Source organism: Palleronia pelagia, assembly GCF_900110115.1.
Taxonomy (GTDB): Bacteria; Pseudomonadota; Alphaproteobacteria; order Rhodobacterales; family Rhodobacteraceae; genus Palleronia; species Palleronia pelagia.
This window is the reverse complement of sequence record NZ_FOCM01000006.1, coordinates 77,943-103,829: the sequence shown is the minus strand read 5'-3', so window position 1 is coordinate 103,829 and position 25,887 is coordinate 77,943. Positions and strand designations below refer to the sequence as shown.

Here is a 25,887-nt window from a genome sequence, read left to right as displayed (position 1 = left end):
CGCTACTGTGAGGTGAACCGCGTCAAGTGCGAAGGCTAAAATGGGGTATCGAAAACATTACCCGAAAGGCAATTGTCATGCGTATACTTCTTGCTTCCTCGATGGTGGCGACGCTGGGGCTGGCGGCGGCGCCCGCCTTGGCCGGCGGCACCGTCGCCGCTCCGCCAGCCGAGCCGGTTGTCTTCGCTCCGGCGACGCCGCTCTATGACTGGACCGGCTTTTCCACCGGTGTTCAGCTCGGATATGGCGATGTCGACACGAATGTCGGTGTCGACGGAGACGGCCTGCTCTACGGCCTGCGCGCCTACTACGATTACGATTTCGGCAACTTCATCCTGGGCGGCGGCGTTCAGTATGACTGGGCCGATATCGACCTCGAGACCGGCGCGGGCGTCACGGCCGCCACGACCGAAAACGTCCTGCGCGTGGGCCTGCGCGCCGGTTTCGACAGCGGCCGCAATTTCTTCTACGCCACCGGTGGCTACGCCGAGGTCGATGTCGATCTTGCCGGCGGCGGATCGGATGACAGCGACGGCTATTTCGTGGGCCTGGGCTACGAGGTCTTCCTGACCGACACCGTCACCGCCGGCGCCGAACTCCTCTATCACGAGTTCGATGATTTCAACGGCGCGCTGGCCGGCACCGAGGCAGATGCCACCACCGCCAGCCTGTCCATCAACTACCGCTTCTGACGCTGGAAATCCGTCGCGCGCCTCTGTTCACGGGGCGCGCGACGTGACATCACGGCGGGCATGAGTGACGACCCGTATCTGGGCGATCTCGTCTTCGTCTACGGCACGCTGCGCAGCGGGTTCATCAACAACGAAGCGACGATCGCGTTTCGCAACGGCGCCGAGCTGGTGTCGCCCGGCTGGCTGCCCGGGTTGCTGTATTCCACCGGCTGGTATCCCGCGCTGATCGAGGAAGGCCCGGGAAGCGTCCGGGGCGAGCTGTGGCGCCTGACCCAACCCGGCGTGATGGCCGTGCTGGACGATTACGAGGGCCTGAACGAGTATCCGGCCGAGTACAAGCGCGCGCGCCGGGACGTGCAGACCGACGACGGCGCGCACGAGGCCTGGGTCTATATCTACCTCGAACGCGTGGACCCGGCGCAGCTGATCCCGTCGGGCGACTGGGCCGACGGCTTCTTCGACATGAACGACATGGGTCCCGGCCAGGCCTGAGCGGCCCGCCCTACTCCACTTTCAGGAACTTGGCCCCGCCCGGGCCGCGACGCTGCTGAACGGTGTTGGGCCGGACCTCGGGCGCGGGCGTGATCTCTTTCGCGAGGTCCTCGGGTGATACGCCCATCGCGGCCCGGTCCAGCACGCGGCTGACCTCGGTCCGGGTCAGCGACGGGGCCGCCCGCGACAGCAGGTCCGTCGCGAGCCCCGGCGCCACGTGCAGCACGACGCGCATGAGCCGCATTTCGCGCAGGGGCTGTCGTTCGGACCATGTCAGCGACCGGGGCGGCAGGTCGAGCGCGCGCTGCTCCCACGGCTCGGGCGGGGCCAGCGCCGCCCAGCCCGATACCGTCAGCGACGCGGTGATGCCCGCGATACGGGCCAGCGCCCACAGCGTCTTGAGGATCAGGCGCATCAAAGGCCCCGGCAATCACGTTCGGCGGCATCTTCGCCGCCAAAGTTGCCCAGAATATGACCTAGCCGCGCGTCTCGCGCAGGGTTTCCAGCATCAGCGCCACGTTGTCGGGATCCGCGTCCGGCGTGATCCCGTGGCCCAGGTTGAAGATATGCGGCCCGCCTGAGAACGCGTCGCGGATGCGCCGCACCTCGTCCACCAGGGCCTGCCCGCCCGTCACCATGTGCTCGGGGGCAAGGTTGCCCTGGGTGCACACCTCGGGCTGCACGTTCGCCGCCGCCCACTCGGCGCTGACCGACTGGTCCAGCGCCACGCAATCGGCGCCCGTCGCAGGACCGAAGCCCTTGTAGGCCTGGCCCGCCTCGCGCGGGAAGACGATGACCGGCACGCCGGGGTGCCGCGCCTTCAGCGCCGCGACGATGGCCTTGGCGGGTGTCAGCGCGAAATCGTCGAAATCGGCGCCCTTCAGCGACCCGGCCCAGCTGTCGAAGACCTTCACCACCTCGGCGCCCGCGTCGATCTGGGCCGACAGGTACTCGATCGTGGCGGCGGTGATCCGGTCGATCAGCGCCGTGAACGCTGCCCGGTCGCCATCCTTGAAAGCATGGGCCGGCCCCTGGTCGGGCGTGCCGCGCCCGGCGACCATGTAGGTGGCCACGGTCCAGGGCGCGCCCGCGAAGCCGATCAGTGCGGTCTCGGCGGGCAGTTCGCGCGACAGGATGCGCACTGTCTCGTAGATCGGGTTCAGCGTTTCGTGGATCGCGTCCACGGGCTTCAGCGCGTCGACCTCGGCGCGCGTGGTGATGGTCGACAGGCGCGGCCCCTCGCCGGTGACGAACCACAGGTCGGCGCCCAGCGCCTGCGGCACCAGCAGGATGTCGGCGAACAGGATCGCGGCGTCGAAGCCGAAGCGACGGATCGGCTGGAGCGTGACCTCGGCCGCCAGCTCGGGATTGTAGCACAGCGACAGGAAATCGCCCGCCTGCGCGCGGGTGGCGCGGTATTCGGGCAGGTAGCGGCCCGCCTGCCGCATCATCCACGCGGGCGGCACGTCCAGCGTCTCGCCCCCGAGCGCGCGCATCAGCAATTTTTCGGCCATGCCATCCCCCGTCATCTGCCCCGCTTGGGTCAGGGCGGAGTGTCAGAATGTCAAGACAGTTTCGGTTGTCAGCCCCGCCTGCCACGGCTACGCATGCCCCATGGATTTGCCCACACCCGACACCCCGATGAAGATCGGCACGCGCGGATCGCCCCTGGCGCTGGCCCAGGCGACCGAGACCCGCGCGCGCCTTGCCGACGCCTTCCGCCTGCCGTCGGAGGCGTTCACCATCGTGGTCATCAAGACCACCGGCGACCGCATCATCGACCGGCCCCTGAAGGAAATCGGCGGCAAGGGCCTGTTCACGCGCGAGATCGAGGACGACCTGCTGTCGGGCGCCATCGACATCGCGGTGCATTCCATGAAGGACATGCCGACGGTGCAGCCCGAGGGCCTGACGCTGGACACCTACCTGCCGCGCGAGGATCCGCGAGACGCCTTCATCTCGCTCTCGGGCGGGGCGCTTTCGGACCTGCCCCAGGGCGCGACCGTGGGCAGCTCGTCCCTGCGCCGCCGCGCGCAGCTTCTGAACCGCCGCCCCGACCTCAAGGTGGTCGAGTTCCGCGGCAACGTGCAGACCCGCCTGCGCAAGCTCGAGGACAAGGTCGCCGACGCCACCTTCCTGGCCATGGCCGGCCTGAACCGCCTGGGCATGGAGGACGTGCCCCGCGCGCCCGTCCCCGAGGCCGAGATGCTGCCCGCCGTGGCCCAGGGCGCCATCGGGATCGAGCGGCGCGTCGACGACACCCGCGCGGCCGAGATGCTGGCCGCGATCCACCATATCGAGACCGGCCAGCGTCTGGCGGCCGAGCGCGCCTTCCTCGCCACGCTGGACGGGTCCTGCGAGACGCCCATCGCCGGGCTGGCCGAGCTCGACGGCGACCGCCTGACGCTCAGAGGCGAGATCCTGCGCACCGACGGGTCCGAGGCGCTGTCGGACAGCATCGAGGGCCCCATCGCCGAAGGCCCCGCCCTGGGCGACACGCTGGCCCGCCGCCTGCTGGAGCGCGCCGGCGACGGTTTCTTCGACTGGAAAACCGCCTGACCGCGCGCCAGCGCCCATCACTGGTCTTCAAATACCTCCGGGGGAGTCCGCGCCAGCGGACGGGGGTGGAACCCCCGCGCGCCCGACCGCTAGTGCAGCCGTGATCCGCATGGGATAGAAGCGGGCCGCGAAAGGACCGCCATGCCCGACACGCCGCTCATCGATATCGCCGACCTGGGCTACCGCATCGACGGTCGCGCCATCCTCGACGGCGTGTCGCTGACCGGGTCCGAGCGGCGGATCGGTATCGTGGGGCGCAACGGGTCGGGCAAGTCGACCCTGGGCCGCGCCATCTGCGGGCTGATCCCGGTGACGGGACGGGTCCGCATCGCGGGGGTCGACGTGGCGCGCGACCGGCGCGGCGCGCTGGGGGCCGTGGGCCTTCTGTTCCAGAACCCCGAGCACCAGATCATCTTTCCCACCGTGGCGGAAGAACTCGATTTCGGCCTGGGCCAGATGGGGCAGCGCAAGCCCGATCGCGCGCGTGCCGTGGCCGACATGCTGGCCCGCTTCGGCCGCGAAGACTGGGCCGACCGTGCCACGCAGGACCTGTCGCACGGGCAGAAGCAGCTGGTGTGCCTCATGGCGATTCTGCTCATGGCGCCCCGGTTGATCGTGCTGGACGAGCCCTTCGCGGGCCTCGACATTCCCACCGCGATGCAGCTGTCGCGGGTGCTGGACGGGCTGGATTGCGCGCTGGTCCAGATCAGTCACGCGCCAGCGGACCTGCAAGCCTACGACCGGGTCGTGTGGCTTGAACAGGGGCGCGTGGCCGAGGACGGCGCGCCCGACCGCGTGCTGGCCGCCTACGAGGCGCGGATGCGCGCGCTCGGCGCAGGGGACGCCGCCTGATGCTGAGCCTGACGGCCCCGCACCGCACCCGCGCCCATGGCTGGCCCGCCGGGGCCAAGCTGGGGGCGCTGGCCTGCGCGACGATCCTTCTCTTCGCGCTGGACAGCCCGGCCGCGATGGCGGGGGCCTTCGCCGCCACGCTGGCGCTTTATCTCGCCGGGGGAGGCACTTTCGCACGGGCCGGGCTGCGACGGCTCTGGCCGCTCTGGCCCTTCGTGGCGATCCTGCTGGCCTGGCACGGGATCGAGGACAACCTCGCCCTGGGCACATTGCTGGCGTTGCGGCTGGTAACGGCGGTGGCGCTGGCGACGCTGGTCACCATGACCACGCCCCTGTCGGACATGATTGCGCTGGTGCAGTGGCTAGCGACGCCGCTGCGCCGGCTGGGGCTGAACACCCGCCCGGCGGCGCTGGCGCTTGCGCTGGTCTTGCGTTTCGTGCCGTCATTGACCATGGCTGCGGGGCGGCTGCGCCAAAGCTGGCGCGCCCGCTCCGCGCGCAAGGGCCCGTCCTGGCGCATCCTCGGCCCGCTGGCCGTGCACGCGCTGGACGATGCGGAGCAGGTGGCCCTGGCGCTGCGCGCGCGGGGCGGATTGATCGAAGGAACGACGAGCGATGGAACGTAACCTGACCATGGTGGCGATGTTCGCGGCGCTGATCGCCGTGCTGGGGCTGATCCCGCCGATCACGCTGGCCTTCGGCGTGCCGATCACCGCGCAGTCGCTGGGCGTGATGCTGGCCGGCACCGTGCTGGGCGCAAAGCGCGGCGGGCTGGCGGCACTGCTGTTTCTTGGCCTGACGCTGCTGGGCCTGCCGCTTCTGTCGGGCGGGCGCGGCGGGCTGGGCGTGCTGGCCTCGCCCACCGTGGGCTTCGCGCTGGGCTTCCCCGCGGCGGCCTTCGCCACCGGGTTCATCACCGAGCGCCTGTCGCGCCTGCCCGTGGGCCTGGCCGCCGGTGCGGGCGCCATCGTGGGCGGCATCGGCGTGCTCTACCTGTGCGGGATCACTGGCATGTCGCTGGTGCTGGGACGCAGCTGGGGCGAAGCCGCGCTGCTGGTCACGGCCTTCATCCCGGGCGACCTGATCAAGGCGGTGCTGGCCGGAATGCTGACGCTGATGCTGTATCGCGCGCGGCCCCGGTCGGTGCTGTCGCGGGCCTGAGCCGCCCGTGACGCGCGTGGCCGAGCTTCTGGCGCGGCGCCGGTCGGTCCGCGCCTTCCGCGACACCCCCGTGCCGCGCGCCGAGATCGAGGCCATCCTCACCGCGGCGCGGCAAGCGCCCTCGGGCGCCAACCTGCAGCCGGGGCGCTTCATCGCGCTGACCGGCGCCCCGCTGGCCGCCCTGACCGACGCGCTGACCGGCGCCGCCGCCGAGGGCCGGCCGCACGTGTCGCAATACAGCTATTTCCCAGATGACATGACGCCCGACCTGAAGGAACGCCAGCGCGCGGCGGGCTACGCCCTTTACCAGGCGCTGGGCATCGCCCGGCGGGACGTGGCGGGCCGCCGGGCGCAGTTCGCCCGCAACTACCGCTTCTTCGACGCGCCGGTGGGCATCGTCGTCACCATCCGCGCCGACATGGGCAAGGGATGCTTCATGGACCTGGGCCTGTCGATGATGGCGCTGATGCTGGCGGCCGAGGACAGGGGGCTGGGCACGTCGGGCATCGGCGCGCTGGCCAATCACGGGGACGTGGCGGCGGAACAGCTGGGCCTGCCCGGGGGCGAGATCGTGGTCTGCGGTATCGCGCTGGGCCATGCCGACCCGGACGCCCCGGTCAACGCGGTCCGGACCGAGCGCCTGCCGCTGGCGGAATACGCCGACCTGCGCGGCTTCGACGAAAGCTAGTAGAACGCCAGTCGCGCCACGGCGAGGTCCACCTGCATGCGCCGACCGATGGCCACGATGCCGATGCGCCGGAGCGTGGCCGCATCGAAAGGCGCGTCGATCCGGTGGGCGGTGACATCGGCGAATGGCAGCCTGTGGGTGGCCCAGTCGGGGCCCGCGTGGAAGGTCAGGCGATAGCTTTGCCACGGCCGCGCGACCGCCTCGGTGCGCAGGTGGATGTTGTAATCGCTGCCGGTGCCGCGTGCGGTCACCTCGATCCCTTCGAGCCCCGAGGCGTCAATCGCGCCGCCATCGGGCGACAGGTCCAGTGCCATCTGCAGGAAGCCGCCGTCATTCTCGAGGCTGACCTGTCCGGTCATGTGCCGCGCGCGGCGGCCCGCGACCTCGTGCGTGGTCAGCGCGCCCTCGGACACCCCGCCCATGACCCGGTCCGAGATCAGCTCCCACTCGGTATCGGTCTCGGCGGCGGGGCCGCTTGCGTCGTCGATCAGCTTGCCGTGCAGCGCCATGGTCACTCCTTTCGCCCTGCCCCTCAGATGGCCGCGCGGCGGGGATGGTCAAGCGCCGGGGCTTGCGCCAGAAAGGGCGCGGATCAGGGAGGACGAACCATGGATGTGATCGCCGAGCTGCGCGACATCGTTGGCGACGCGCACGTGCTGACCGGCGCCGACGCGGCGCCCTTCGCCCGCGACTGGACCGGTGCCTACGAGGGCGAGCCGCTGGCCGCCGTGCGCCCGGGCTCGACCGACGAGGTCGCGGCGGTGGTGAAGCTCGCGGGTCGGGCGGGCGTGCCGGTGGTGCCCGTTGCGGGCAATACCGGCCTGATGGGGGGCACCCACGCGCCGGGCCGCATCGCGCTGAGCCTGGAACGGATGAACCGCATCCGCGAGGTGCGCGCCCCGTCGCGGCTGGCCGTGGTCGAGGCGGGCGTGGTTCTGAGCCAGCTGCACGAGGCGGTCGAAGCCGAGGACCTTGTGTTCCCGCTGACCTTCGGCGCGCGCGGATCGGCGCGGATCGGCGGCGTGCTGGGCACCAACGCAGGCGGGTCGAACGTGCTGCGATACGGCAACACCCGCGCGCTGTGCCTGGGGCTGGAGGTCGTCCTGCCCTCGGGCGAGGTGATGGACCTGATGACCGAGCTGGTAAAGGACAACTCGGGCTACGACCTGCGCGACCTGTTCATCGGCGCCGAGGGCACGCTGGGCATCATCACAGCCGCCGTGGTGCGGCTGTTTCCGAAGCCCGCCGCCTATGCCACCGCCATGGTCTCGGTGCCCGATCTCGACGCGGGGCTTCAGCTGCTGAACGAACTGCAGACCGCCACCGGCGGCGCGGTCGAGGCGTTCGAGTACATGCCGAAGACCTACATCGACGCCCATATCGCGCATGATCCGAAGGCCAAGCGGCCCTTCGACGACGACTACGAGCACAACATCATGGTCGAGATCGGCGCCACCGCCCCGCGCGACGCCGAGGTCGCGGCGGACGGCACGGTGCCGGTACAGTCCTACCTGGAGGAGGTCCTGGCCGAGCGCATCGAGAGCGGCCAGGTGCTGGACGCCATGGTGGCGCGGTCCGAGGCGCAGCGGCGCGAGATCTGGGCCCGGCGCGAGATCGCGGGCGAGCTGACCGTCGCGGGCGGCCCGGGCGTCATCACCGACGTGTCGGTGCCGCTGGACGCCGTGGCGCGGTTCCTCGAGCGCGCGGACGACGCCATCGCCAAGGCCGACCCGGGCGCCCGCAGCATGGTCGTATCGCACCTGGGCGACGGCAACATCCACCTGACGATCTGGCCGTCGGACCATTCCGAGGCGGCCCACGACGCGATGATGGAGCTGGTCGAGGATATCGTCGCCGAGCTGGGCGGCTCGTTCTCGGCCGAGCACGGCATCGGCCTGGGCAAGCAGGGCTCCATGCGGCGGCGCAAGGACCCCGCCGCGCTGGCCGTGATGCGACAGATCAAGGCGGTGCTGGACCCCGGCGGGATCATGAACCCGGGCAAGGTGCTTCCGGCCTGAGGGGCGCTGCCCCCGTCCGCTGCGCGGACTCTCCCGGAGGTATTTGACGACCAGTGATGGGGTGCGAGGTCGAGAGTGGGGCGGGATCCAGTGGGTCCAACACGCCGATGGTCTAGGATGAAGCCGCATTGGACCAGGCGGCGCGCAGATCGGGTGTCCGGTCACCATCGCCCTGAGGTCGGGACGGTCGGATCGGAAGGCCGGACCTTGCCGATCAAACCCGCGGATCCACTTTGCGAAATCGACGAGCGCACGGATCGGACAAAGAACCATGGTCAATCGCAGGGAGTTGCTGATCGCCGGCCTGCTGCATGCCGGGACGTTCGTCGCGGCCAAGCGTGCCGCGGCGTCCGAGTCCGCCTGGCATTCCTGGAAAGCGCGATATCTCGACCCATCCGGCCGCGTCATGGACCGGGACCAGCAGATCAGCCATTCCGAGGGGCAAGCCTATGGTCTGCTGCTGGCCCAGGCCTTCGGTGACCGCGATGCGTTCTCGAAGATCGAGGCTTGGACCGTGGCGACCCTGGTCAGGCCGGATGCCCCTTTCATGGGATGGCGCTTCGACCCGGGTTCCGGATCGGTCGACAACGTCACGGCAACCGATGGTGACCTGCTGCGGGCGTGGGCGCTTTTGCGGGCGATGCGCGATTCAGGCTGGCAGGAATTCGCCGGGCGGGCCGACGCCGTTGCGCACGCGATCGCGGCACGATGCCTCGCGCCGGATCCGCGGGCGCCGGCTGAGCGCTTGCTGCTGCCACAGGCGGACGCGGCCGCAGGGGGCCGGGGCAGGATCACGATCAACCCGTCATACTTCGTGAGCGTCGCGCTGCGCGAGCTTGGCGCCGCCTTCGATCTGCCGGACCTCGTCCGCGCCGCCGATCATGGTGAAACGGTCCTGGCCGAACTCGCCGCGCGCGGCGCGATACCGGACTGGATCGACGTGGCCCCCGAAGGCTTCCGGGCGCCGGCCAACCACGCCGCGCGCTCTGGCTATGACGCCTTGCGCATCCCGCTTTACCTGTGCTGGTCGGGGCGCCGGGACCATCCGGCCGTGGGCGTGATGGCAGCAGCGCTGGCACGGGCCCCGACAGCAGGACATGTCGCGGTCGTGACCGATCCCGGCGGCACCGTGGTCAGCGAAAGCGATGCGGCGGGGTATCGCGCGATCCAGGCGCTGTCGGTCTGCGACCCGCTGCCTGCGGCCGGTGCCCAACGGTTTTACTACCCGGCGACGCTATGGCTGCTTGCATTGGTGGCGCAGCGAGAAGGCGACGATTGCGGATAATCGTGATCGACCAACCGCAGGAAGGTTTATTGCCCAGGGCAATTTGCACAGTATGTGCTGGATTCGCCCCAGAGGAGAGTTAAGGATATGAAATTCACCCGTTTGATCGTCGGCCTTGTCGTGATCCTGTTCGCGCTCTGGGTGATCGTCGGCGAACAGATGGCGCGGACCAGCGCCAACGCGTTCGTGAACGCCCCCGTCGTGACCGTCCGTTCGGATGTCGCGGGCACGCTGACGCTGGTCGACCGGCCGCCGGGAGCGCGGGTCAACGAAGGCGAGGTCGTCGCCTCGATCACTGATCCGCTCGTCGACAGGATACGGCTGAACGACCTTCTGATGGAGCGCGCGTTCGAGGGCGCCGCGCGGGCCCGTATCGCCGCGCAGCGCGAGGCACAGCGCGGCATCCAGGGCGACCTGGACGCGCGCGGCGAGTCCTTCCGCGAAAACCGACTGGACGAGCTGCGCACGCGGCTCGAACACGCCCGCGCGCGGCTGGCGCTGCTTGAAGACGGGACCGATCCCGAGACGCGCCGGCTGGGCGACGCGCTGGACAGCGACGGCGGGCGCCTGCCGACCGAACCGAACCTCGAGTCGCTGGCGCTCGACTACGCTCGGGAACGGGTCGAGGTGCTGGAGATCGAGCTCAGGGCTGCCGAGGCGGGCGTCTTCCTTGGTGACGGCTACAACGATTCGCCCAATGCCACGCAAAGGGCCACCGAGCTCGACTCCGTCATCGCCGCGCTCGACGCGGAACACGCCGAGGCCGAGGCGCGCGTCGCCGCCGTGGCCGAACGGATCGACCGCGAGCGGGTGCGCGTGAACGCGCTGACCGGCGGCGACCTGGCGTCCCCCGTGGACGGGCTGCTGTGGGAGGTTCTGGAGGCCGACGGGGTCGTGGTGCAACGGGGCGACCCGCTGCTGCGTCTCGTCGACTGCGCGTCGCTGGTCGTTTCGCTGTCGGTGCCCGAGGGCACCTATAACGGCTTGCGCCTGGGGGATGCGGCGCGCTTCCGCTTCGAGAACGAGACACGGCTGTTCGATGCGACCGTTACGCGGCTGGCAGGCTCCGGTGCCGCGACCGTCTACGAGCATCTTGCCGTGGCCCCCAGCCAGCGGCACCTGGAACGCTATGACGTGACCCTCCTGGTGCCGGAACTGTCGCAGGATCCCGAGCTGGGCTGCCCCGTCGGGCGCACCGGACGCGTCTTCTTCGAGGACCGTCCGCTCGACGGGCTGCGCGGTCTTTTCGGCGGATGATGCCGTTCTTTCCGCATTTCGGCGAACTGGGATCGGCCGGCATCCACCTGTTGCTGGTCATAGGGCTGGCCTGCCTTCTGCCGTCGGTCGTCGATCCGACGCGGGTCTGGCACCGCGCCGTGCTGATGGCGATCTCGGCCGTGCTGGCCCTGCGCTATGCCTGGTGGCGGGCGACCGAGACGCTGGCCCCCGCCGGGCTGACGGTCGACATGGCCGCCAGCTGGTCGCTGTTCGCGCTGGAAATGCTGGTGCTCGCGGGTTCGCTGAGCTCGTTCCTCATCATGGCGCGGTTCAGGGACCGGCGCGCCGAGGCCGATGCCCATTGGGGCTGGTGGGGCGATGCGACGCCGCCGCGGCTGGCCATCCTCATCGCGACCTACAACGAAGAGCTTGCCGTGCTGGAACGCACGATCGTGGGCGCGCGGTCGCTGCGCCACCCGAACAAGGTGGTGATGGTGCTGGACGACGGGCGACGCGACTGGCTGCGCGATTTCTGCGCGAAGCAGGGCGTCGAATACCTGAGGCGCCCCGACAACAAGGGATCGAAGGCGGGCAACATCAACCACGCGCTGGAGCGGTTGGCGGAAAGCGACATGCCGCCCGACTTCGTGGCGGTGCTGGACGCCGACTTCGTTCCGCACCTGGGGTTCGCCTCGCGCTGCCTGGCGCTGTTCCATGACCCGGAGGTGGGCCTGGTCCAGACGCCACAACATTTCTTCAATGCCGATCCGATCCAGCACAACCTGGGGCTGACGCGGTCCTATCCGGACGAGCAGCGCTTCTTCTTCGACCACATGCAACCCGCCCGCGACGGCTGGGGCATCGCCTTTTGCTGCGGCACGTCGTCGGTCGTGCGGTGGAAGGCCCTGCAGGAGATCGGCGGCTTGCCCACGGAGAGCGTCACCGAGGATTTCATGCTGACGCTCGCGCTGCAGGAGAAGGGCTGGAAGACGGCCTACCTCGCCGAGCCGCTGACCGAGGGTCTCGCGCCCGAGGGCCTGAAGGAATACGTGACCCAGCGCGCCCGCTGGTGCCTTGGACTGATGCAGATCGCACGTTCCTCGCTGGGGCCCTTCGCCCGTAGTGGCCTGCGGCTGCGAGACCGATGGAGCGTGGCGGACTCGGTCTTCTACTGGACAACCACGTTTCCCTTCCGGCTGGCGGCCATCGTCTACCCGCTGCTTTACTGGTTCTTCAACGTGACCGTTGTCGACGCCGCCCTGCCCGACGTCATCAGCTATTTCGGCACGTATTTCCTGTGGATCATCGTGGCGCTGAACGTGCTGAGCCGGGGCATGATCGTGCCGGTCCTGTCGGATGTCAGCCAACTTTTGGGGGCCGCCGCGATCAGCCGGGCGGCCTTCACCGGGTTGCTGCGGCCGAAAGGGCACCCGTTCTCGGTCACCGCGAAGGGCGGCGACCGATCGCGCATCGTCATCCAGTGGCGGCTTATGGCGCCCTTCATCTTCCTGCTGGCGCTGACCCTGGCCGGGCTGCTGGTCGGCATCTTCAGCGACCGCTTCGCCTTTTCCGATGCGGGTGACGGCAAGTGGGTGATCCTGTTCTGGACCCTCTACAATCTGATCGTGCTGTCGATCACGATCCTGGCCTGTATCGAGCTGCCCCGGCGCGAGCGCCACGTGGCGGACGCGCCTGAACGCGCGACCTTCCGCACGGGCGGATCCGAGAGCCGCCCATGGATCACCTCCTTGACCGCGGACACGGTGCGCCTGCGCGGGCGGGGGATGCCACTGGGGACCCGGGGCACCTTGGCGATCGACGGGGTAGGAGAAATCCCCGCCCGGGTCATTGCCCGGTACGAGGACGGCGTGCGGCTGCACCTGTCTCCAGACGAGCAGCAGCACGAGGCGCTGATGCTGCGTTTCTATACCCAGGACGACCTTGCACCCGGTGTGGCGCGGGTGCGTGGTCCGGCCCTGATCGCCGATCTTGCGCGGCGCCTCAGTTTCAGTTCCGGCGGTCGCTGAGCCCGTCCTGCAACCGCGCCAGAACGCCCGAGATGCGCTGCGCTTCGCGCGGGGCGCGTGGTTCGGGCGGATAGACATCCTGGCCCTCGGCGATGCGCTCGGCCGCGTCGACAACCCTTTCCAGGGGCCGCACGAAGGCGATCACGAAGGCCGATGTCATGATGATGATCAGAAGCACCCCGCCCACGAGGATCAGTGTGAGACCGCGACCCGCGCTATCCAGTGCGGGCCGGAATTGATCCGGGTCGAGCCGGCCGACCAGCGACCATCCGAAATCGGGCAGATCCGCGTATCCGACCCGCGGCACGAGGCTGGCGAAATAGGTCTCGCCATCGGACCAGGTCTCGCGCAGCGCGGTGGTGTTGCCGGTCCGCGCGGTCCGCAGGATCTCGAGCGATTGCGGGTCGGGCACGGTATCGGCGCTGGACAGGACCACGTCGCCCTGCGCGCCGACCAGATACAGCTCCAGCCCCAGGCTTTGCGCCAGTTCCTCGATCTCGTTCTCGACCCAGTCGGCATCGATATGCATCCCCAGAGTACCCGTTACAGTCCCGGTATCGTCCCTCACGGGCAGCGCGAGATCGACGAAGCGAGGGACCTCGCCCGTACCAGGGGAAAGCAGCCGCGCCAGCAGAACGGCATCGTGCACGTCCGAGGCAAACTGCCCGCGCAGGCCGTTCCGGAACCACGGCCGTTCCGCGACACTTTCGCCAACCAGGAGACTACCGGTCGCCTGCGCCACGATTCCGTCCGGACGCGCGTAGCCGATCCAGGAGATCCGCCCGCCATCGCCCCGCAAGCCTTCCAGCATGCCCTGCCGCCGGTCGCGCGCGCCTGAAAATTGGGAAGCGAGGAACGTCAGGTCCCGCCAGTCCGAGTAGATGGTCCGCGCCAGGGCCGCACCAGCCGCCTGGGTGCGGACGCGAACCGCGCCGTCGAGCTCGGCGTCGATCGTGGAGTCGGCGCGCGACTGGTAGATCCATGCCGAGAAGACGACCAGCGCGCTGCAGACGAGCGCCATGAAGCCGTAAATGGCGGCGGCCAGCGTGACTGTTATTGGAGCGGAGGAGTGCGAAACCATGAGCGTTCCTTCGAGTCTCGGAGGGTCGTTGGCGAGCATTGCCTCAGACTGTGGCGCTCTTTCGTCGGGTCGCAACCGTTGTCGCATCATTCATGCCGGATCTGGCCGATCTGCCCGAATAAGCGGCCTTCACCCCCGGCCTGCCGGTTCGTTCTGGTTGGCCGGGGCCAGCGCCACGCCAGACCGGGGTGACCAACCATCGGCGCAAGGAAGGGAAGATCTGTGTCTTGTTGCGCGAACGGCCCGACAGGCTTCCCGGAACCGGTGACGCGGGCTCGATAACGTCATCAGCTCAAAGTCCAGCCCGCGTCCTCTCCCACGCGCGCGTCACGCGCTGGCGGCGATCCGCATGGCGTCGCGCAGAAGGGTCATCAGCTCGCCGAAATAGCCTTGGGAGCGGGCGGGCTGGTTCGGATCGGACGTGATCGCCACCACGAGGTCCAGCGAGGGCGCGACGCAAATGACCTGTCCGCCATAGCCGCGCGCGAGGGCGAAATCGGCGCCCGCTTCCTGCCCCAGGAACCACCCGAGGCCGTAGCCGAGGCCGGACCAGGGCGAGCGCGTGCGCGGCCGGTGGGACTGGGCCACGTAGTCGGCGCCGATGACCTGCTCCCCGTCCCACATGCCGTCGCGGGCGTAGAGCTGCCCGAAGCGGATCATTCCGCGCAGGCTGAGCGCCATCTGGTTGCCGCCCATGTAGCGGCCTTGGGGATCGCGGGTCCAGGGCGGAATCTGGATGTTCAGCGGGTCGCCCAGCCGCTGCCGCGCCTGGTCGAGGAGCGAGAGGCCCGTGACCTCGGACAGCACCGCACCGAGAACGTGGGTCGAGCCGGTGGAATAGAGCATCCGCCCGCCGGAATCAGCCACGAATTCACGGGACAGCGCGTCGGAAACCCAGTTGGACGACGCGATCCAGCCGCCGTAATTGCCGCCCGATGTCCGCTCCAGCCCCGCTTGCATCGAGAGCAGGTTCTCGACCGTGATCTCGCGGACGCGCGGATCGGCTCCGTTCGGGATCAGCCGTGGCGCCACGTCGCCGAGCGTGGCGTCGAGCGCCGGAAGCTCCCCCCGGTCGAGCGCCACGCCGGCCAGCGCCGACACGATGGTCTTGGACACCGATTTCACGTTCACCGGCGTGTCGAGCGACGGGCCGGCGAAGACCCGTTCGACCAGCGGCGTGCCGCCGCGCGAGACGATCATCGACCGGATCTGCGGAAATTCCGCGGCGCGGTCCGACAGTTCGGACCAGCGCGCCTCGGCGGTCCAGCCGGGACGGGCGGCGCCCATCGCGGCGAGGCCGCCCAGAACGGTGCGGCGGGACAGGGACATGCTCATTGGCCTGCGACTTCCAGGACGATCTTGCCCATGTGTTCCGAGCTTTCCATGAGCGCGTGCGCCGCCGCCGCCTCGGCCAGCGGATAGGTGCTGTGGATCACCGGGCCGACCTTGCCGGACGAAAGCAGCGGCCAGACATGCTGGCGCAGCGCGTCGGCGATGGCCGCCTTGGCCGCGTCGCTTTGCGGTCGCAGGGTCGAGCCCGTGATGGTCAGCCGCCGCACCATCAGGGGGGCGAAGTTGATCTCGGCCTTGGGGCCGCCCAGGAAGGCGATCTGCACCACCCGCCCGTCCTCGGCCAATGCCTTGAGGTTGCGCGCGATGTAGTCGCCGCCCACCATGTCTAGGATCACGTCGGCCCCGCCCGCGTCGCGCAGGACGGCGACGAAATCCTCGTCGCGGTAATTGATCGCGCGGTCGGCGCCCAGGTCGGAGCAGAAGGCGCATTTCTCGTCCGAGCCGGCGGTGGTGAAGACCCGCGCGCCGAAGGCCTTGGCCAGCTGGATCGCGACGCTGCCGATGCCGGACGAGCCGCCATGAACCAGCAGCCGCTCGCCCCCTTGCAGGCGCCCGCGGTCGAAGACGTTGGTCCAGACGGTGAAGAAGGTTTCGGGCAGGCAGGCGGCCTGTTTCAGGTCCATTCCGTCTGGGACGGGCAGGCAATGCGCGCCGGGGGTGGTGACGTATTCTGCATAGCCGCCGCCGGGCAGCAGCGCGCAGACCCGGTCGCCCACGTTCCAATCCGCGCCCTCGCCCACCGCGACGATCTCGCCCGCGCACTCGAGCCCCGGAAGGTCGCTGGCGCCGGGCGGCGGGTCATAGGCGCCCGCCCGTTGCAGCGCGTCGGGGCGGTTCACCCCGGCAAAGGCCACGCGGATCAGAACTTCGCCCGCCTTTGGCTCGGGCATCGCACGGAGCGCCTCTGTCAGCACCTCGGGGCCGCCGGGTTGTGAAATCTCGATCACCCGCATCTGGTCGGTCATGGACAGTCCTCGTTCGTGTTCAGGTGGAGCCGCGCGCGGTTCAGCCGTCGGTCCAGCGGCCGGGATAGCCCGACATGTCGCCCGGCGCGCGGACCTTGGAGGCCAGCCAGTTGGGGCCGGCAAAAAGCATGCGCGTCAGCGGGTTGGCGTTCACGGCCGATTTCACCTTCTCGATGCGCATCACGTCGTCGATGCGGCGCTCGAGGAAGGCCCAGGTATCCTGCGCGCCGAGCGAATCGTCGCCCAGCCAGTAGAGCACCGTGCTGCCGTAGACCCCCGACAGCGTTGCGCGTTTGGTGTACCAGTTGATGTCGTCCGAGCTGTCGCCGAGTTCCCGCCAGATCCGGTCGGCGGTGCCCCAGAGTGCCTTCGTGCCGTCCGCGGCGTGCTGCGGCAGGGCGAAGAGCGTGGTGCCGCGGCGCACGGCCTCCTTGTCGTCGATCACCTCGATCCTGAGCCGCACGGCGCGGGCGACCCGGTCGCGAAAGCGCATGTCCTCGAGCGCCTCGTCCCGCAGAGCGGCGGCCATCTGGTCGTCGCCGCGCTTGTGAAAGGCCAGCGCCATGTCGACCGCACCGCGCGGAAACAGCGCCCGCGCCTGTTCCAGCGGCAGCTCGGCGTCGCGGGCGGCGGCGCGCAGCGTGGTCTCGGACCAGCCGTCGAAAGGCACGTGCATCATGGCGGCGTCGAGCAGGGCGTCCTTGGTATCGGTCATGCGGGGTCCTTTGGTCACGGGTCGGCGCGCGGCGGCGCGTGTTGTTGCTGGACAATCTAAGCTTTGCCTGCTAAATCGCCAGCCTCCTGCAATTGTTCGAAACTCTAGCTAGAAAGGTGGTGAAAACCACATGCAGGTCAGCGTTCGTGACAACAACGTCGATCAGGCGTTGCGTGCCCTGAAGAAGAAGCTCCAGCGTGAGGGTGTCTTTCGCGAGATGAAGCTCAAGCAGCATTTCGAGAAGCCCTCGGAGAAGAAGGCGCGCGAGAAGGCCGAGGCCATCCGCCGTCAGCGCAAGCTGGCGCGTAAGAAGGCCCAGCGCGAGGGGCTGCTGTAAGCACCCGTCGTCGCCTGACAAACGCTCGAACCCCCGAATTCGCGTTCGGGGGTTTTTTATTGCGTGTGACTCAGTTGCGCGCTTGAGGGCTTCGGTCAGGCCTCCCAGGGCAGCGCGCGAGAGGGGATCACGTAGTGCTTCGCCCGGTGGTCGGGTGCCAATTGGACGTACCCCTTTTCGAGCAACGACCGAAGCGAGCGGTGGAATGTTGCGTGGGACACAGAGGACAGCAGGTCCGAGGATTTGGCGGACTCGCTCGAAACCGGGCCATCTTCGGCTCCGGCGTACTGAAATGCGCACAGAACGTCGCGTTCGTTGCGGGTCATATCGTTCAGCCCGAGCGTGGCCTCCATCTGGTGCAGTGCGACCCGAAGTTCAGCCAGTTCCGACAATGCGGCGGTATTCGTCATCTTTGAATCCTCGTCGTATAAAATAAAAAAGTCGCATCCAGACCAGAAAGTTCCCCCGTTCCGGTCTTCACTTTTAGGTATGGTCCCTTCGCGGCGAATTGAGAATCCAGTTTTCTCGCTCCGCGCAAAACTGTGATTGGACCCTCGGCACACGGATGCCTTGCGCACGGGGCGCAAAGTGTCGCCCGCGCGGCGCCCCGCTGCTTCACCTCGCCCCGCGATCCTGTGGGCGGGGCTTGTGCCGTCGCGTCGCGCGGCTTACTGGCTCCTTCGCACCCAGGAACACACCAGCAGCGCGGGGATCGGCCCCATGGACCATTTTCTGTATCGTGACGGACGCCTCATGGCCGAAGACGTCGATCTGGCCCAGATCGCGTCCGAGGTCGGCACGCCGTTCTACTGCTATTCGGCCGCGACCCTGTCCCGCCATTTCCGCCTGTTCGACGAGGCGCTGGCGGGCATGGATCACCTGGTGTGCTTCGCCATGAAGTCCCTGTCGAACGTGGCCGTGCTGAAGCTTCTGGGCGATCTGGGCGCGGGCGTCGACGTGGTGTCGGGCGGGGAATACGCCCGCGCCCGCGCCGCGGGCATCCCGGGCGAGCGCATCGTGTTCTCGGGCGTGGGCAAGACCCGCGAGGAGATGGCGCAGGCGCTGGAGGGCGGCATCCGCCAATTCAACGTGGAATCCGAGCCCGAGTTGCTGGCCCTGTCCGAGGTCGCCGCCGGTATGGGCGCCACCGCCCCGATCACCCTGCGCGTGAACCCCGACGTGGACGCGCAGACGCACGAGAAGATCGCCACCGGCCGGAAAGAGGACAAGTTCGGCATCCCCATCGCCCGCGCGCGCGAGATTTACGCCGAGGCGGCACGCCTGCCCGGCATCAAGGTCATCGGCATCGACGTGCATATCGGCAGCCAGCTGACCTCACTCGCGCCGTTCGAGGCCGCCTATGGCAAGGTGGCCGACCTGACGCGGCAATTGCGCGCGGACGGGCACGAGATCTCGCGCCTCGACCTCGGCGGCGGGCTGGGCATCCCCTATACGCGCGACAACCTCGCCCCGCCCCTGCCCAGCGATTACGGCGACCTGATCCGCCGCACCGTGGGCGACCTGGGCTGCGAGATCGAGATCGAGCCGGGGCGCCTGATCTCGGGCAACGCGGGGATCCTCGTGTCGCGGGTGATCTACGTGAAGGAGGGCGAGGATCGCACCTTCCTGATTCTCGACGCAGCGATGAACGACCTGCTGCGCCCGGCCATGTACGGCGCGCATCACGATATCGTGCCCCTGGTCGAGCCCGCGCCGGGCGTCGAATACGCGCCGATGGATATCGTCGGGCCGGTCTGCGAAAGCGGCGACACCTTCGCCAAGACGCGGTCGATGCCGCCGCTCAAGGCCGGGGACCTGGTCGCTTTTCGCAGCGCGGGCGCCTATGGCGCGGTCATGGCGTCGGAATACAACTCGCGCCCGCTGGTGCCCGAGGTGCTGGTTCACGGCGATCACAGCGCCGTCATTCGCCCCCGCCCGACGTTTGACGATATGATCGCACGGGATATCATTCCTCAATGGCTCTGACGGTGGCATCCTCCGCCGTCGGCGCCGCCTGCCGTCGCGGAGTTTCATGCAACCTTCGACACGCCTGCCCGAGATCGCCCGCCGCGGATTGCGGCGACCGCTGACCCTCACCCGCGCCGGCCTTCTGGCCGAGCGGATGACCCGCGCCTTCTGGCCGTTGTGGTCCATCTGCCTTGCCGTTCTGGCCGCGCTGATGCTGGGGGTGCAGGATGCCCTGCCGCTGGAGCTGGTCTGGGGCCTTGCGCTCGTCGCCGGGCTGGCGGCGCTGGTCGCGCTTGTCCTCGGCATCCGCCGCTTCCGCTGGCCCAGCGAGACCGATGCCCTGGTGCGGTTGGACGAATCGCTGCCCGGCCGGCCGATCACCGCGCTGTCGGACGCGCAGGCCATCGGCGGAACCGATGCCGCCTCGCGCGCCATATGGGAGGCGCACCTGGCCCGCATGGCCGACCGCATCCGCGCCGCCCGCGCGGTGGAGCCCGACCTGCGCATCGCCGCGCGCGACCCTTTCGCGCTGCGATACGTCGCGCTTCTGGCCTTCGCCGTGGCGCTGCTGTTCGGATCCTTCCTGCGGGTGGGCAGCGTGGCGCAGATGGGGCCGGGCGGCCCCGCCATGGCCTCGGGCCCGAGCTGGGAGGGCTGGATCGAGCCGCCGGCCTATACCGGCCTGCCGTCGCTTTACCTGGCCGACATGCCCGACGGGCCGATCACGGTGCCCGAGGGCGCGGATGTCACGCTGCGCCTTTACGGCGCGGCGGGCGATCTGACGGTGTCGGAAACCGTGTCGGCGGCCATCGGCGACCCGGGCAGCGCCGCCGCCCCGGTCCAGAGTTTCCGTGTCATGCAACCGGGCGAGATCGCCATCGACGGCCCGGGCGGGCGCAGCTTCGACGTGGACCTGTCCCCCGACGCCCCCCCGGCGATCGAGGTCACCGGCACGCCTGAGCGCGGCGAATCGGGTGAATTCCGCCAGCCCTTCGCGGCCAGCGACGATTACGGCGTGACCGGCGGCCAGGTCGAGATCACGCTGGACATGGATGCGATCGACCGCCGCTACGGCCTTGCCGCCGACCCCGACCCGCGCGACCCGCTGGTCGTGGACCTGCCCCTGCCCATCAGCGGCGACCGGTCCGAGTTCACGGGCACCCTGATCGAGAATTTCAGCGAACACCCCTGGGCGAACCTGCCCGTGACGCTGCGCTATGTCGTGTCGGACGAACTGGGACAGGAAGGCGGCACCGGTGCGGTCTCGGCCGATCTTGCCGGCCTGCGTTATTTCGACCCGATGGCCAAGGCCGTGATCGAACAGCGCCGCGACCTTCTGTGGGCGCGCGACAACGCCCGCCGGGTGGCCCAGATCCTGCGCGCCGTGTCGTGGCGCCCCGAAGAGGCGTTCCGCGACCAGAGCCTTTACCTGCGGCTGCGGGTGGTGATCCGGCGCCTCGAATCCGGCATCGCCGACGGCCCCCTGTCGGTCGAGCGGCAGGAGGAGATCGCGGCCGAGCTTTGGGACATCGCGCAGGAGCTGGAATACGGCGACCTGGCCGACGCGCTGGAACGCCTGCGCCGCGCCCAGGAGCGCCTGTCCGAAGCCATCGAGAACGGCGCGGACGAGGCCGAGATCGCCGAGCTGATGCAGGAACTGCGCGAGGCGACGCAGGACTACATCCGCCAGCTGGCCGAGCAGAGCCAGGGTCAGGAACAGCAGCAGGCCCAGGGCGAGAGCCAGCAGATCACCGGCAACCAGATCCAGGAGATGATGGACCGCATCCAGGAGCTGATGGAGCAGGGTCGCATGGCCGAGGCGCAGCAGCTTCTGGAACAGCTGAACCGCATGATGGAGAACATGCAGGTGACCCAGGGCGGCCAGGGCGAACCCAGCCCCGGCGAGCAGGCCATGCAGGACATGCAGCAGGCCCTGCGCGACCAGCAGGAGCTGAGCGACGAAGCCTTCCGCGACCTGCAGGAGCAGTTCGGCCAGCAGGGCCAACAGGGCCAGCAGCAGGGTCAACAGGGTCAGCAGCCGGGCCAGCAACAGGGGCAGCAAGGTCAGGGCCAGCAAGGCCAGCAGGGCCAGCAGCCCGGCCAGGGTCAGCAGCAAGGCCAGCAACAGGGCCAGGGCGGCCAGCAGGGTCAGAACGGCCAGCAGGGGATGGGCGACTCGCTTGCCCAGCGCCAGCAGGCCCTGCGCGACGAACTGCGACGTCAGGAGGGCAACCTGCCCGGCGCAGGCACCGAGGCCGGCGACGCCGCGCGCGACGCGCTGGACCGCGCGGGCCGCGCCATGGACGGCGCCGAGGAAGCCCTGCGCGAGCGCGACTATTCCCGCGCGCTGGACGACCAGTCCGAAGCCATGGAAGCCCTGCGCGAAGGGATGCGGTCGCTGGGCGAAGCCCTGGCCGAGAACCAGCAGCAACAGCAGCAAGGCCAGGGACAGGGTCAGGCCACCGCCGAGGGCGACCCAAACGGCCGGTCACGCGACCCGCTGGGCCGCGAGGCGGGGCAGAACGGTCAGATGGGCTCGGAAGAGCAGATGCTGGGCCAGGAAGATGTCTATCGCCGCGCCGAAGAACTGCTGGACGAGATCCGCCGCCGCTCGGGCGAGCAGGCCCGGCCCGAGGCCGAACGCGACTACCTGCGCCGCCTGCTGGACCGGTTCTGAGGCCGCGCGTTTCGCCTCGTGGCAAGGCCAAGTGTCGGCTTTGCCCTCTTGTCGCTAAGTGCTGAAGAACAGCGAAACGGTCACCTCGCGGATCGCCGCAAGGTGATCCACGTGACGTTTATTTCCCGCCGAGCGCGGACGTCCTGATCGCGCCCCGCGGGTCAGGCACGCCAGCGCCGCTGCGGGAGATCACAGCCGGTCCGAGGAACGCCGTCCGCGAACCGGTCGCGGCCAAGCCCTCAGGCCGCGTCACCGGCCGGTCGTTCAGATAGTAGGGGTGCGGTGAGAGCCCTTCAGCCCTGGAAGATGCCCGTCGCGCGGCCGAGCAGCATGAAGGCGCGAGCCGAGCGGGTGTCGGTCAGCGCGGCGATCTGCGCGTCGCTGGCCTCGGGCGCGATCTCGGCGAAGCGATGGTCGAACAGCCGCAGGAAATGGTGCATCGCGTCGCGATAGATCGTGTCGCTGCGCATCCGCGAGATGCAGATGGCCAGCGCCTCTTCGTCGCGGATGCCGCCCAGGGGGGCGACTTCGCCGCCCCGCAGGCCGTCGGCGAAGGCGCGCCACAGCTCGACCCGCGCGCGGTCGGGTGGCATGTCGTCCATGTAGAGGCCGTCCTGGCTGAGCAGGGTCAGAACGTCCTGCGCCGCCGTCACCAGCTGGGCCGCGCGGTGGTCCTGCAACGCGGCGCGCATGGCGTCGAAGCCGGCCTGGTCATTGGCGTCCGACGGGAATTCCAGTGCGCGGATCAGGGTGTCGAGAGAGAGCGGCCCGGAGCCTGGCTCGGGCGCGGGCGACAGGCCAAGGTCGGGCGCGTCGGGATCGCTCTCCTCCGGCGCAGGACCGGGCACCGTCACGGCAGCATCCTCGGATGGCACCGGCGGGGGGGTGGGGGCAGCCGCCTGCTGTGCCATCGTGTCGATGGCACCGGCCCGGTCGCTGAGCCAGATTTCCACGTCCTCAATCCGGCTGGACAGCTCGGCCAGTTGAGCCTCGATGGGCGACAGGTCGACGCTCGGCGGCTCGGGCAGGGCCTGCCGACGCCCGGCGGAAATGGCGTGGCGCAGCGCCAGCGCGCGTCCGTCGCTGCGCGCGCTTTGGACTGCCAGGGCGGTCGCCACGAGGATCAGGGCCAGCGGCAGCACCAGCGCCATGACCACGAGGATCGCGGCCAGCATCCCCGAGGTTTCACCGTCACTGCGGCCGATCAGCACGAAGAAGATCGCGCACAGGATCGACCAGCCCAGCGCAGCGCCGCCGCCGATCTTCTGCACGCGACCGATGCGGTCGGCGGCATCCTGCGGGAAGTTCAGGCCCGAATCGTCGGACATGGCACCGCGCCCCTTTCGCGAAAGCGTCGGCTCAGCGGTAGACCACGCTGAGGATTTCGTAGGATTTCTCGCCGCCGGGCGTGCGCACCTCGACGCTGTCGCCCTCTTCCTTGCCGATCAGGGCACGGGCCAGCGGCGACTTGATGTTCAGCTTGCCGGCTTCGAGATTGGCCTCGGGTTCGCCCACGATCTGATAGGTCTTCTCATCGTCGGTATCCTCGTCCACCAGGGTGACGTGGGCGCCGAACTTGATCGAGCCCGACAGCTTCGACGTGTCGATGACGTCGGCCAGCGACAGGATGCCCTCGATCTCCTTGATGCGGCCCTCGATGAACGACTGTTTTTCCTTGGCCGAGTGGTATTCGGCGTTCTCGGACAGGTCGCCATGTTCGCGCGCCTCGGAGATCGCGCGGATGATGGCCGGGCGTTCTTCGCTTTTCAGATGCTTCAGTTCGGCGTTCAGGGCCGCTTGGCCATCGCGGGTCAGTGCAATCTTTTCCATCGGGATCGCTCGTCTTTGGGTATCGATGTGACGTGGGGGTCTTCCCCCTGTTAATTCAAGCGGGCCGGGCAAAGTCAAGCAACGGGGCCGGAATGCGCGTTCCAGCGGGCCATCGCCGGCCTTTCGACGCCACGTCGCGGGGCAGGCGCAACGCAGTGTCACAATTGACCCCCGGTCGCCCCCCCTTATACCAAGCCAAGAACCGGAATTTCCGTGAGGAGCCCCCATGTCCGAGATCACGCGCGAAGCGATGGAATACGATGTCGTCATCGTCGGCGCCGGCCCCGCCGGCCTGTCGGCGGCGATCCGCCTGAAACAGCTCGACCCCGAACGGTCGGTCGTGGTGCTGGAAAAAGGCTCCGAGGTCGGCGCGCATATCCTGTCGGGGGCCGTGCTGGACCCCGTGGGCCTGGACGCGCTGATCCCCGACTGGAAGGACAAGGGCGCGCCGCTGAAGACGCCGGTGAAGTCCGACAAGTTCTTCTACATGGGCGAGTCGGGCAAGGTGGGCATCCCCACCGGCCTGATGCCGCCGCTGATGAACAACCACGGCAACTACATCGTCTCGATGGGCAATGTCTGCCGCTGGATGGCCGAACAGGCCGAGGAGTTGGGCGTCGAGATCTTCCCGGGCATGGCCTGCTCCGAGCTGGTTTATGCCGAGGACGGATCGGTGAAGGGCGTCGTGGCCGGCGAATTCGGCATCTCGCCCGACGGCACCAAGGGCGACGGGTACGAGCCGGGGATGGAGCTGCACGGCAAGTACGTGCTGCTGGGCGAAGGCGTGCGCGGGTCGCTGTCGAAGCAGGTGATCGAGAAGTTCGCGCTCGATTCCGGCTCGGACGTGCAGAAATACGGGCTCGGTATGAAAGAGCTGTGGGAGATCGACCCCGAGAAGCACAAGGAAGGCTCGGTCGTGCACACCATGGGCTGGCCGCTGGGCAAGACCGCGGGCGGCGGGTCCTTCATCTATCACCTGGACAACAACCAGGTCTACGTGGGCTTCGTCGTGCACCTGGGCTACGAGAACCCGCACGTGAACCCCTACCTGGCGTTCCAGCAGTTCAAACACCATCCCTACGTGAAAGAGCTGCTGACCGGCGGCAAACGCATCAGCTACGGCGCGCGGGCGATCACCGAGGGCGGATACCAGTCGCTGCCCAAGACGGCCTTCCCGGGCGGCGCCCTGCTGGGCTGCGCGGCGGGGATGGTCAACGTCCCGCGCATCAAGGGCAACCACAACGCCATGCTGTCGGGCAAGGCGGCGGCCGAGGCGGCGCATGCCGCGCTCGAAGCGGGCCGGGCGTCCGACACGCTGGAGACCTACGACACCGAGGTGCGCGAGGGCGCGATCGGCCAGGACCTGAAAAAGGTGCGCAACGTCAAGCCGCTGTGGTCGAAATACGGCCTGACCGCGTCGCTGGCCGTGGGCGGCTTCGACATGTGGTGCAACACGGCCGGGTTCTCGCTGCTGGGCACGCTGAAGCACGGCAAGACCGACGCGGCGGCCACCCAGCCCGCGTCCAGGCACAAGCCGATCGAGTATCCCAAGCCCGACGGCAAGATCAGCTTCGACCGGCTGACCAATGTGAGCTTCGCCAACACCAACCACGACGAGAACCAGCCCGCGCACCTGAAGCTGAAGGACGCGGCGGTGCCCGTCGAGGTGAACCTGCCCAAGTATGCGGGCCCCTCGCAGCGGTATTGCCCGGCGGGCGTGTACGAGTTCGTGAAGGACGACAAGACCGGCGAGGACCGGTTCGTCATCAACTTCCAGAACTGCGTCCACTGCAAGACCTGCGACATCAAGGATCCGCACCAGAACATCGTCTGGACCACGCCGCAGGGCGGCGACGGGCCGAATTACCCGAACATGTGAGCGGGCATCGCCGCCCGGGCAGCACCGAAGACAAGTGTGGGGCGTGGCGTGGTGCCGCGCCCCACGTTCTTTTCACCGGGCCCTTCATTG

Annotated in this window: 25 protein-coding genes; 15 read left to right on the top strand and 10 right to left on the bottom strand. The window is 68.9% G+C overall.

What is annotated here, in order from left to right:
• The first annotated feature begins 77 nt into the window (after window positions 1-77).
• The gene (locus BMX96_RS13470; RefSeq protein ID WP_091845971.1) at window positions 78-692 is read left to right on the top strand and encodes an outer membrane protein; all 615 of its coding nucleotides are present in this window, start codon (window positions 78-80) and stop codon (window positions 690-692) included.
• Between the two features lie 60 nt (window positions 693-752).
• Window positions 753-1,184: a gamma-glutamylcyclotransferase family protein gene (locus BMX96_RS13465; protein ID WP_091845970.1), complete on the top strand. Its 432-nt coding sequence runs from the start codon at window positions 753-755 to the stop codon at window positions 1,182-1,184.
• A gap of 10 nt (window positions 1,185-1,194) precedes the next feature.
• Here BMX96_RS13465 and BMX96_RS13460 read toward each other — a convergent pair whose 3' ends face one another.
• Together BMX96_RS13460 and hemE are read right to left on the bottom strand one after the other, a co-directional pair.
• Window positions 1,195-1,599: a hypothetical protein gene (locus tag BMX96_RS13460; protein ID WP_091845969.1), complete on the bottom strand. Its 405-nt coding sequence runs from the start codon at window positions 1,597-1,599 to the stop codon at window positions 1,195-1,197.
• Between the two features lie 61 nt (window positions 1,600-1,660).
• Window positions 1,661-2,698, bottom strand: a complete 1,038-nt coding sequence (gene hemE, locus BMX96_RS13455) for a uroporphyrinogen decarboxylase (protein WP_091845968.1) — start codon at window positions 2,696-2,698, stop codon at window positions 1,661-1,663.
• 100 nt (window positions 2,699-2,798) lie between these two features.
• On the opposite strand from hemE, the gene hemC reads away from it, so the two are divergent.
• The 5 genes from hemC to BMX96_RS13430 all read left to right on the top strand — a co-directional run bounded on the left by hemC (window position 2,799) and on the right by BMX96_RS13430 (window position 6,444).
• Window positions 2,799-3,743, top strand: coding sequence for a hydroxymethylbilane synthase (hemC, locus tag BMX96_RS13450; protein ID WP_091845967.1), 945 nt, complete (start codon window positions 2,799-2,801; stop codon window positions 3,741-3,743).
• 141 nt (window positions 3,744-3,884) lie between these two features.
• Window positions 3,885-4,595 carry an energy-coupling factor ABC transporter ATP-binding protein gene (locus BMX96_RS13445; RefSeq protein WP_091845966.1) on the top strand — a complete coding sequence of 237 codons (711 nt, stop codon included), beginning with the start codon at window positions 3,885-3,887 and terminating at the stop codon, window positions 4,593-4,595.
• Window positions 4,595-5,221 carry an energy-coupling factor transporter transmembrane component T family protein gene (locus tag BMX96_RS13440; protein ID WP_091845965.1) on the top strand — a complete coding sequence of 209 codons (627 nt, stop codon included), beginning with the start codon at window positions 4,595-4,597 and terminating at the stop codon, window positions 5,219-5,221. Before BMX96_RS13445 ends, BMX96_RS13440 begins: the two co-directional genes overlap by 1 nt.
• A complete protein-coding gene (locus BMX96_RS13435; RefSeq protein WP_091845964.1) occupies window positions 5,211-5,756 on the top strand; it encodes a biotin transporter BioY in 546 nt (181 codons plus the stop codon). Before BMX96_RS13440 ends, BMX96_RS13435 begins: the two co-directional genes overlap by 11 nt.
• Window positions 5,757-5,763: 7 nt before the next feature.
• Complete coding sequence (locus tag BMX96_RS13430; RefSeq protein WP_236737072.1) at window positions 5,764-6,444, top strand: nitroreductase; 681 nt, start codon at window positions 5,764-5,766, stop codon at window positions 6,442-6,444.
• Here BMX96_RS13430 and BMX96_RS13425 read toward each other — a convergent pair.
• Window positions 6,441-6,953 carry a CIA30 family protein gene (locus tag BMX96_RS13425; RefSeq protein WP_091845963.1) on the bottom strand — a complete coding sequence of 171 codons (513 nt, stop codon included), beginning with the start codon at window positions 6,951-6,953 and terminating at the stop codon, window positions 6,441-6,443. The two genes, BMX96_RS13430 and BMX96_RS13425, sit on opposite strands and share 4 nt — an antisense overlap.
• Before the next feature lie 99 nt (window positions 6,954-7,052).
• On the opposite strand from BMX96_RS13425, the gene BMX96_RS13420 reads away from it, so the two are divergent.
• From BMX96_RS13420 to BMX96_RS13405, 4 genes are all read left to right on the top strand, one after another.
• Window positions 7,053-8,462 carry an FAD-binding oxidoreductase gene (locus BMX96_RS13420; RefSeq protein ID WP_091845962.1) on the top strand — a complete coding sequence of 470 codons (1,410 nt, stop codon included), beginning with the start codon at window positions 7,053-7,055 and terminating at the stop codon, window positions 8,460-8,462.
• Window positions 8,463-8,751: 289 nt separating this feature from the next.
• Entirely contained in the window at window positions 8,752-9,747 is a 996-nt protein-coding gene (locus tag BMX96_RS13415; RefSeq protein WP_236737071.1) for a glycosyl hydrolase family 8, read from the top strand.
• Between the two features lie 87 nt (window positions 9,748-9,834).
• Complete coding sequence (locus BMX96_RS13410; protein WP_091845960.1) at window positions 9,835-11,004, top strand: HlyD family secretion protein; 1,170 nt, start codon at window positions 9,835-9,837, stop codon at window positions 11,002-11,004.
• Window positions 11,004-12,992 (top strand): glycosyltransferase family 2 protein, encoded by a 1,989-nt coding sequence (locus BMX96_RS13405; protein ID WP_236737070.1) that lies wholly within the window; start codon window positions 11,004-11,006, stop codon window positions 12,990-12,992. The genes BMX96_RS13410 and BMX96_RS13405 overlap by 1 nt, the downstream gene beginning before the upstream one ends.
• Here BMX96_RS13405 and BMX96_RS13400 read toward each other — a convergent pair.
• The 4 genes from BMX96_RS13400 to BMX96_RS13385 form a co-directional block, all read right to left on the bottom strand.
• Window positions 12,973-14,013, bottom strand: a complete 1,041-nt coding sequence (locus BMX96_RS13400; protein ID WP_214606852.1) for a cache domain-containing protein — start codon at window positions 14,011-14,013, stop codon at window positions 12,973-12,975. The genes BMX96_RS13405 and BMX96_RS13400 overlap by 20 nt on opposite strands.
• A 387-nt stretch (window positions 14,014-14,400) precedes the next feature.
• Window positions 14,401-15,402, bottom strand: coding sequence for a serine hydrolase domain-containing protein (locus BMX96_RS13395; RefSeq protein WP_091845957.1), 1,002 nt, complete (start codon window positions 15,400-15,402; stop codon window positions 14,401-14,403).
• Window positions 15,403-15,404: 2 nt separating this feature from the next.
• Complete coding sequence (locus BMX96_RS13390; RefSeq protein ID WP_091845956.1) at window positions 15,405-16,391, bottom strand: NAD(P)H-quinone oxidoreductase; 987 nt, start codon at window positions 16,389-16,391, stop codon at window positions 15,405-15,407.
• Window positions 16,392-16,431: 40 nt separating this feature from the next.
• Window positions 16,432-17,106, bottom strand: a complete 675-nt coding sequence (locus tag BMX96_RS13385) for a COQ9 family protein (RefSeq protein ID WP_091845955.1) — start codon at window positions 17,104-17,106, stop codon at window positions 16,432-16,434.
• Between the two features lie 130 nt (window positions 17,107-17,236).
• Between BMX96_RS13385 and rpsU the strand changes: the two genes are divergently transcribed.
• On the top strand, window positions 17,237-17,443 hold the full coding sequence (rpsU, locus tag BMX96_RS13380; RefSeq protein ID WP_007255353.1) for a 30S ribosomal protein S21: 207 nt from the start codon (window positions 17,237-17,239) through the stop codon (window positions 17,441-17,443).
• 95 nt (window positions 17,444-17,538) lie between these two features.
• Here rpsU and BMX96_RS13375 read toward each other — a convergent pair whose 3' ends face one another.
• Window positions 17,539-17,853: a hypothetical protein gene (locus BMX96_RS13375; RefSeq protein ID WP_091845954.1), complete on the bottom strand. Its 315-nt coding sequence runs from the start codon at window positions 17,851-17,853 to the stop codon at window positions 17,539-17,541.
• Between the two features lie 310 nt (window positions 17,854-18,163).
• On the opposite strand from BMX96_RS13375, the gene lysA reads away from it, so the two are divergent.
• Together lysA and BMX96_RS13365 are read left to right on the top strand one after the other, a co-directional pair.
• Entirely contained in the window at window positions 18,164-19,429 is a 1,266-nt protein-coding gene (gene lysA / locus BMX96_RS13370; protein ID WP_091845953.1) for a diaminopimelate decarboxylase, read from the top strand.
• A gap of 46 nt (window positions 19,430-19,475) precedes the next feature.
• Window positions 19,476-22,088: a TIGR02302 family protein gene (locus BMX96_RS13365; protein WP_091845952.1), complete on the top strand. Its 2,613-nt coding sequence runs from the start codon at window positions 19,476-19,478 to the stop codon at window positions 22,086-22,088.
• Window positions 22,089-22,381: 293 nt separating this feature from the next.
• Here the strand turns inward: BMX96_RS13365 and BMX96_RS13360 are convergent, their stop codons facing one another.
• Window positions 22,382-23,416 carry a hypothetical protein gene (locus tag BMX96_RS13360; RefSeq protein ID WP_091845951.1) on the bottom strand — a complete coding sequence of 345 codons (1,035 nt, stop codon included), beginning with the start codon at window positions 23,414-23,416 and terminating at the stop codon, window positions 22,382-22,384.
• 31 nt (window positions 23,417-23,447) lie between these two features.
• The gene (gene greA, locus BMX96_RS13355; protein ID WP_091845950.1) at window positions 23,448-23,918 is read right to left on the bottom strand and encodes a transcription elongation factor GreA; all 471 of its coding nucleotides are present in this window, start codon (window positions 23,916-23,918) and stop codon (window positions 23,448-23,450) included.
• Window positions 23,919-24,144: 226 nt separating this feature from the next.
• On the opposite strand from greA, the gene BMX96_RS13350 reads away from it, so the two are divergent.
• The gene (locus tag BMX96_RS13350; protein WP_091845949.1) at window positions 24,145-25,797 is read left to right on the top strand and encodes an electron transfer flavoprotein-ubiquinone oxidoreductase; all 1,653 of its coding nucleotides are present in this window, start codon (window positions 24,145-24,147) and stop codon (window positions 25,795-25,797) included.
• The last annotated feature ends 90 nt before the right edge of the window (window positions 25,798-25,887 follow it).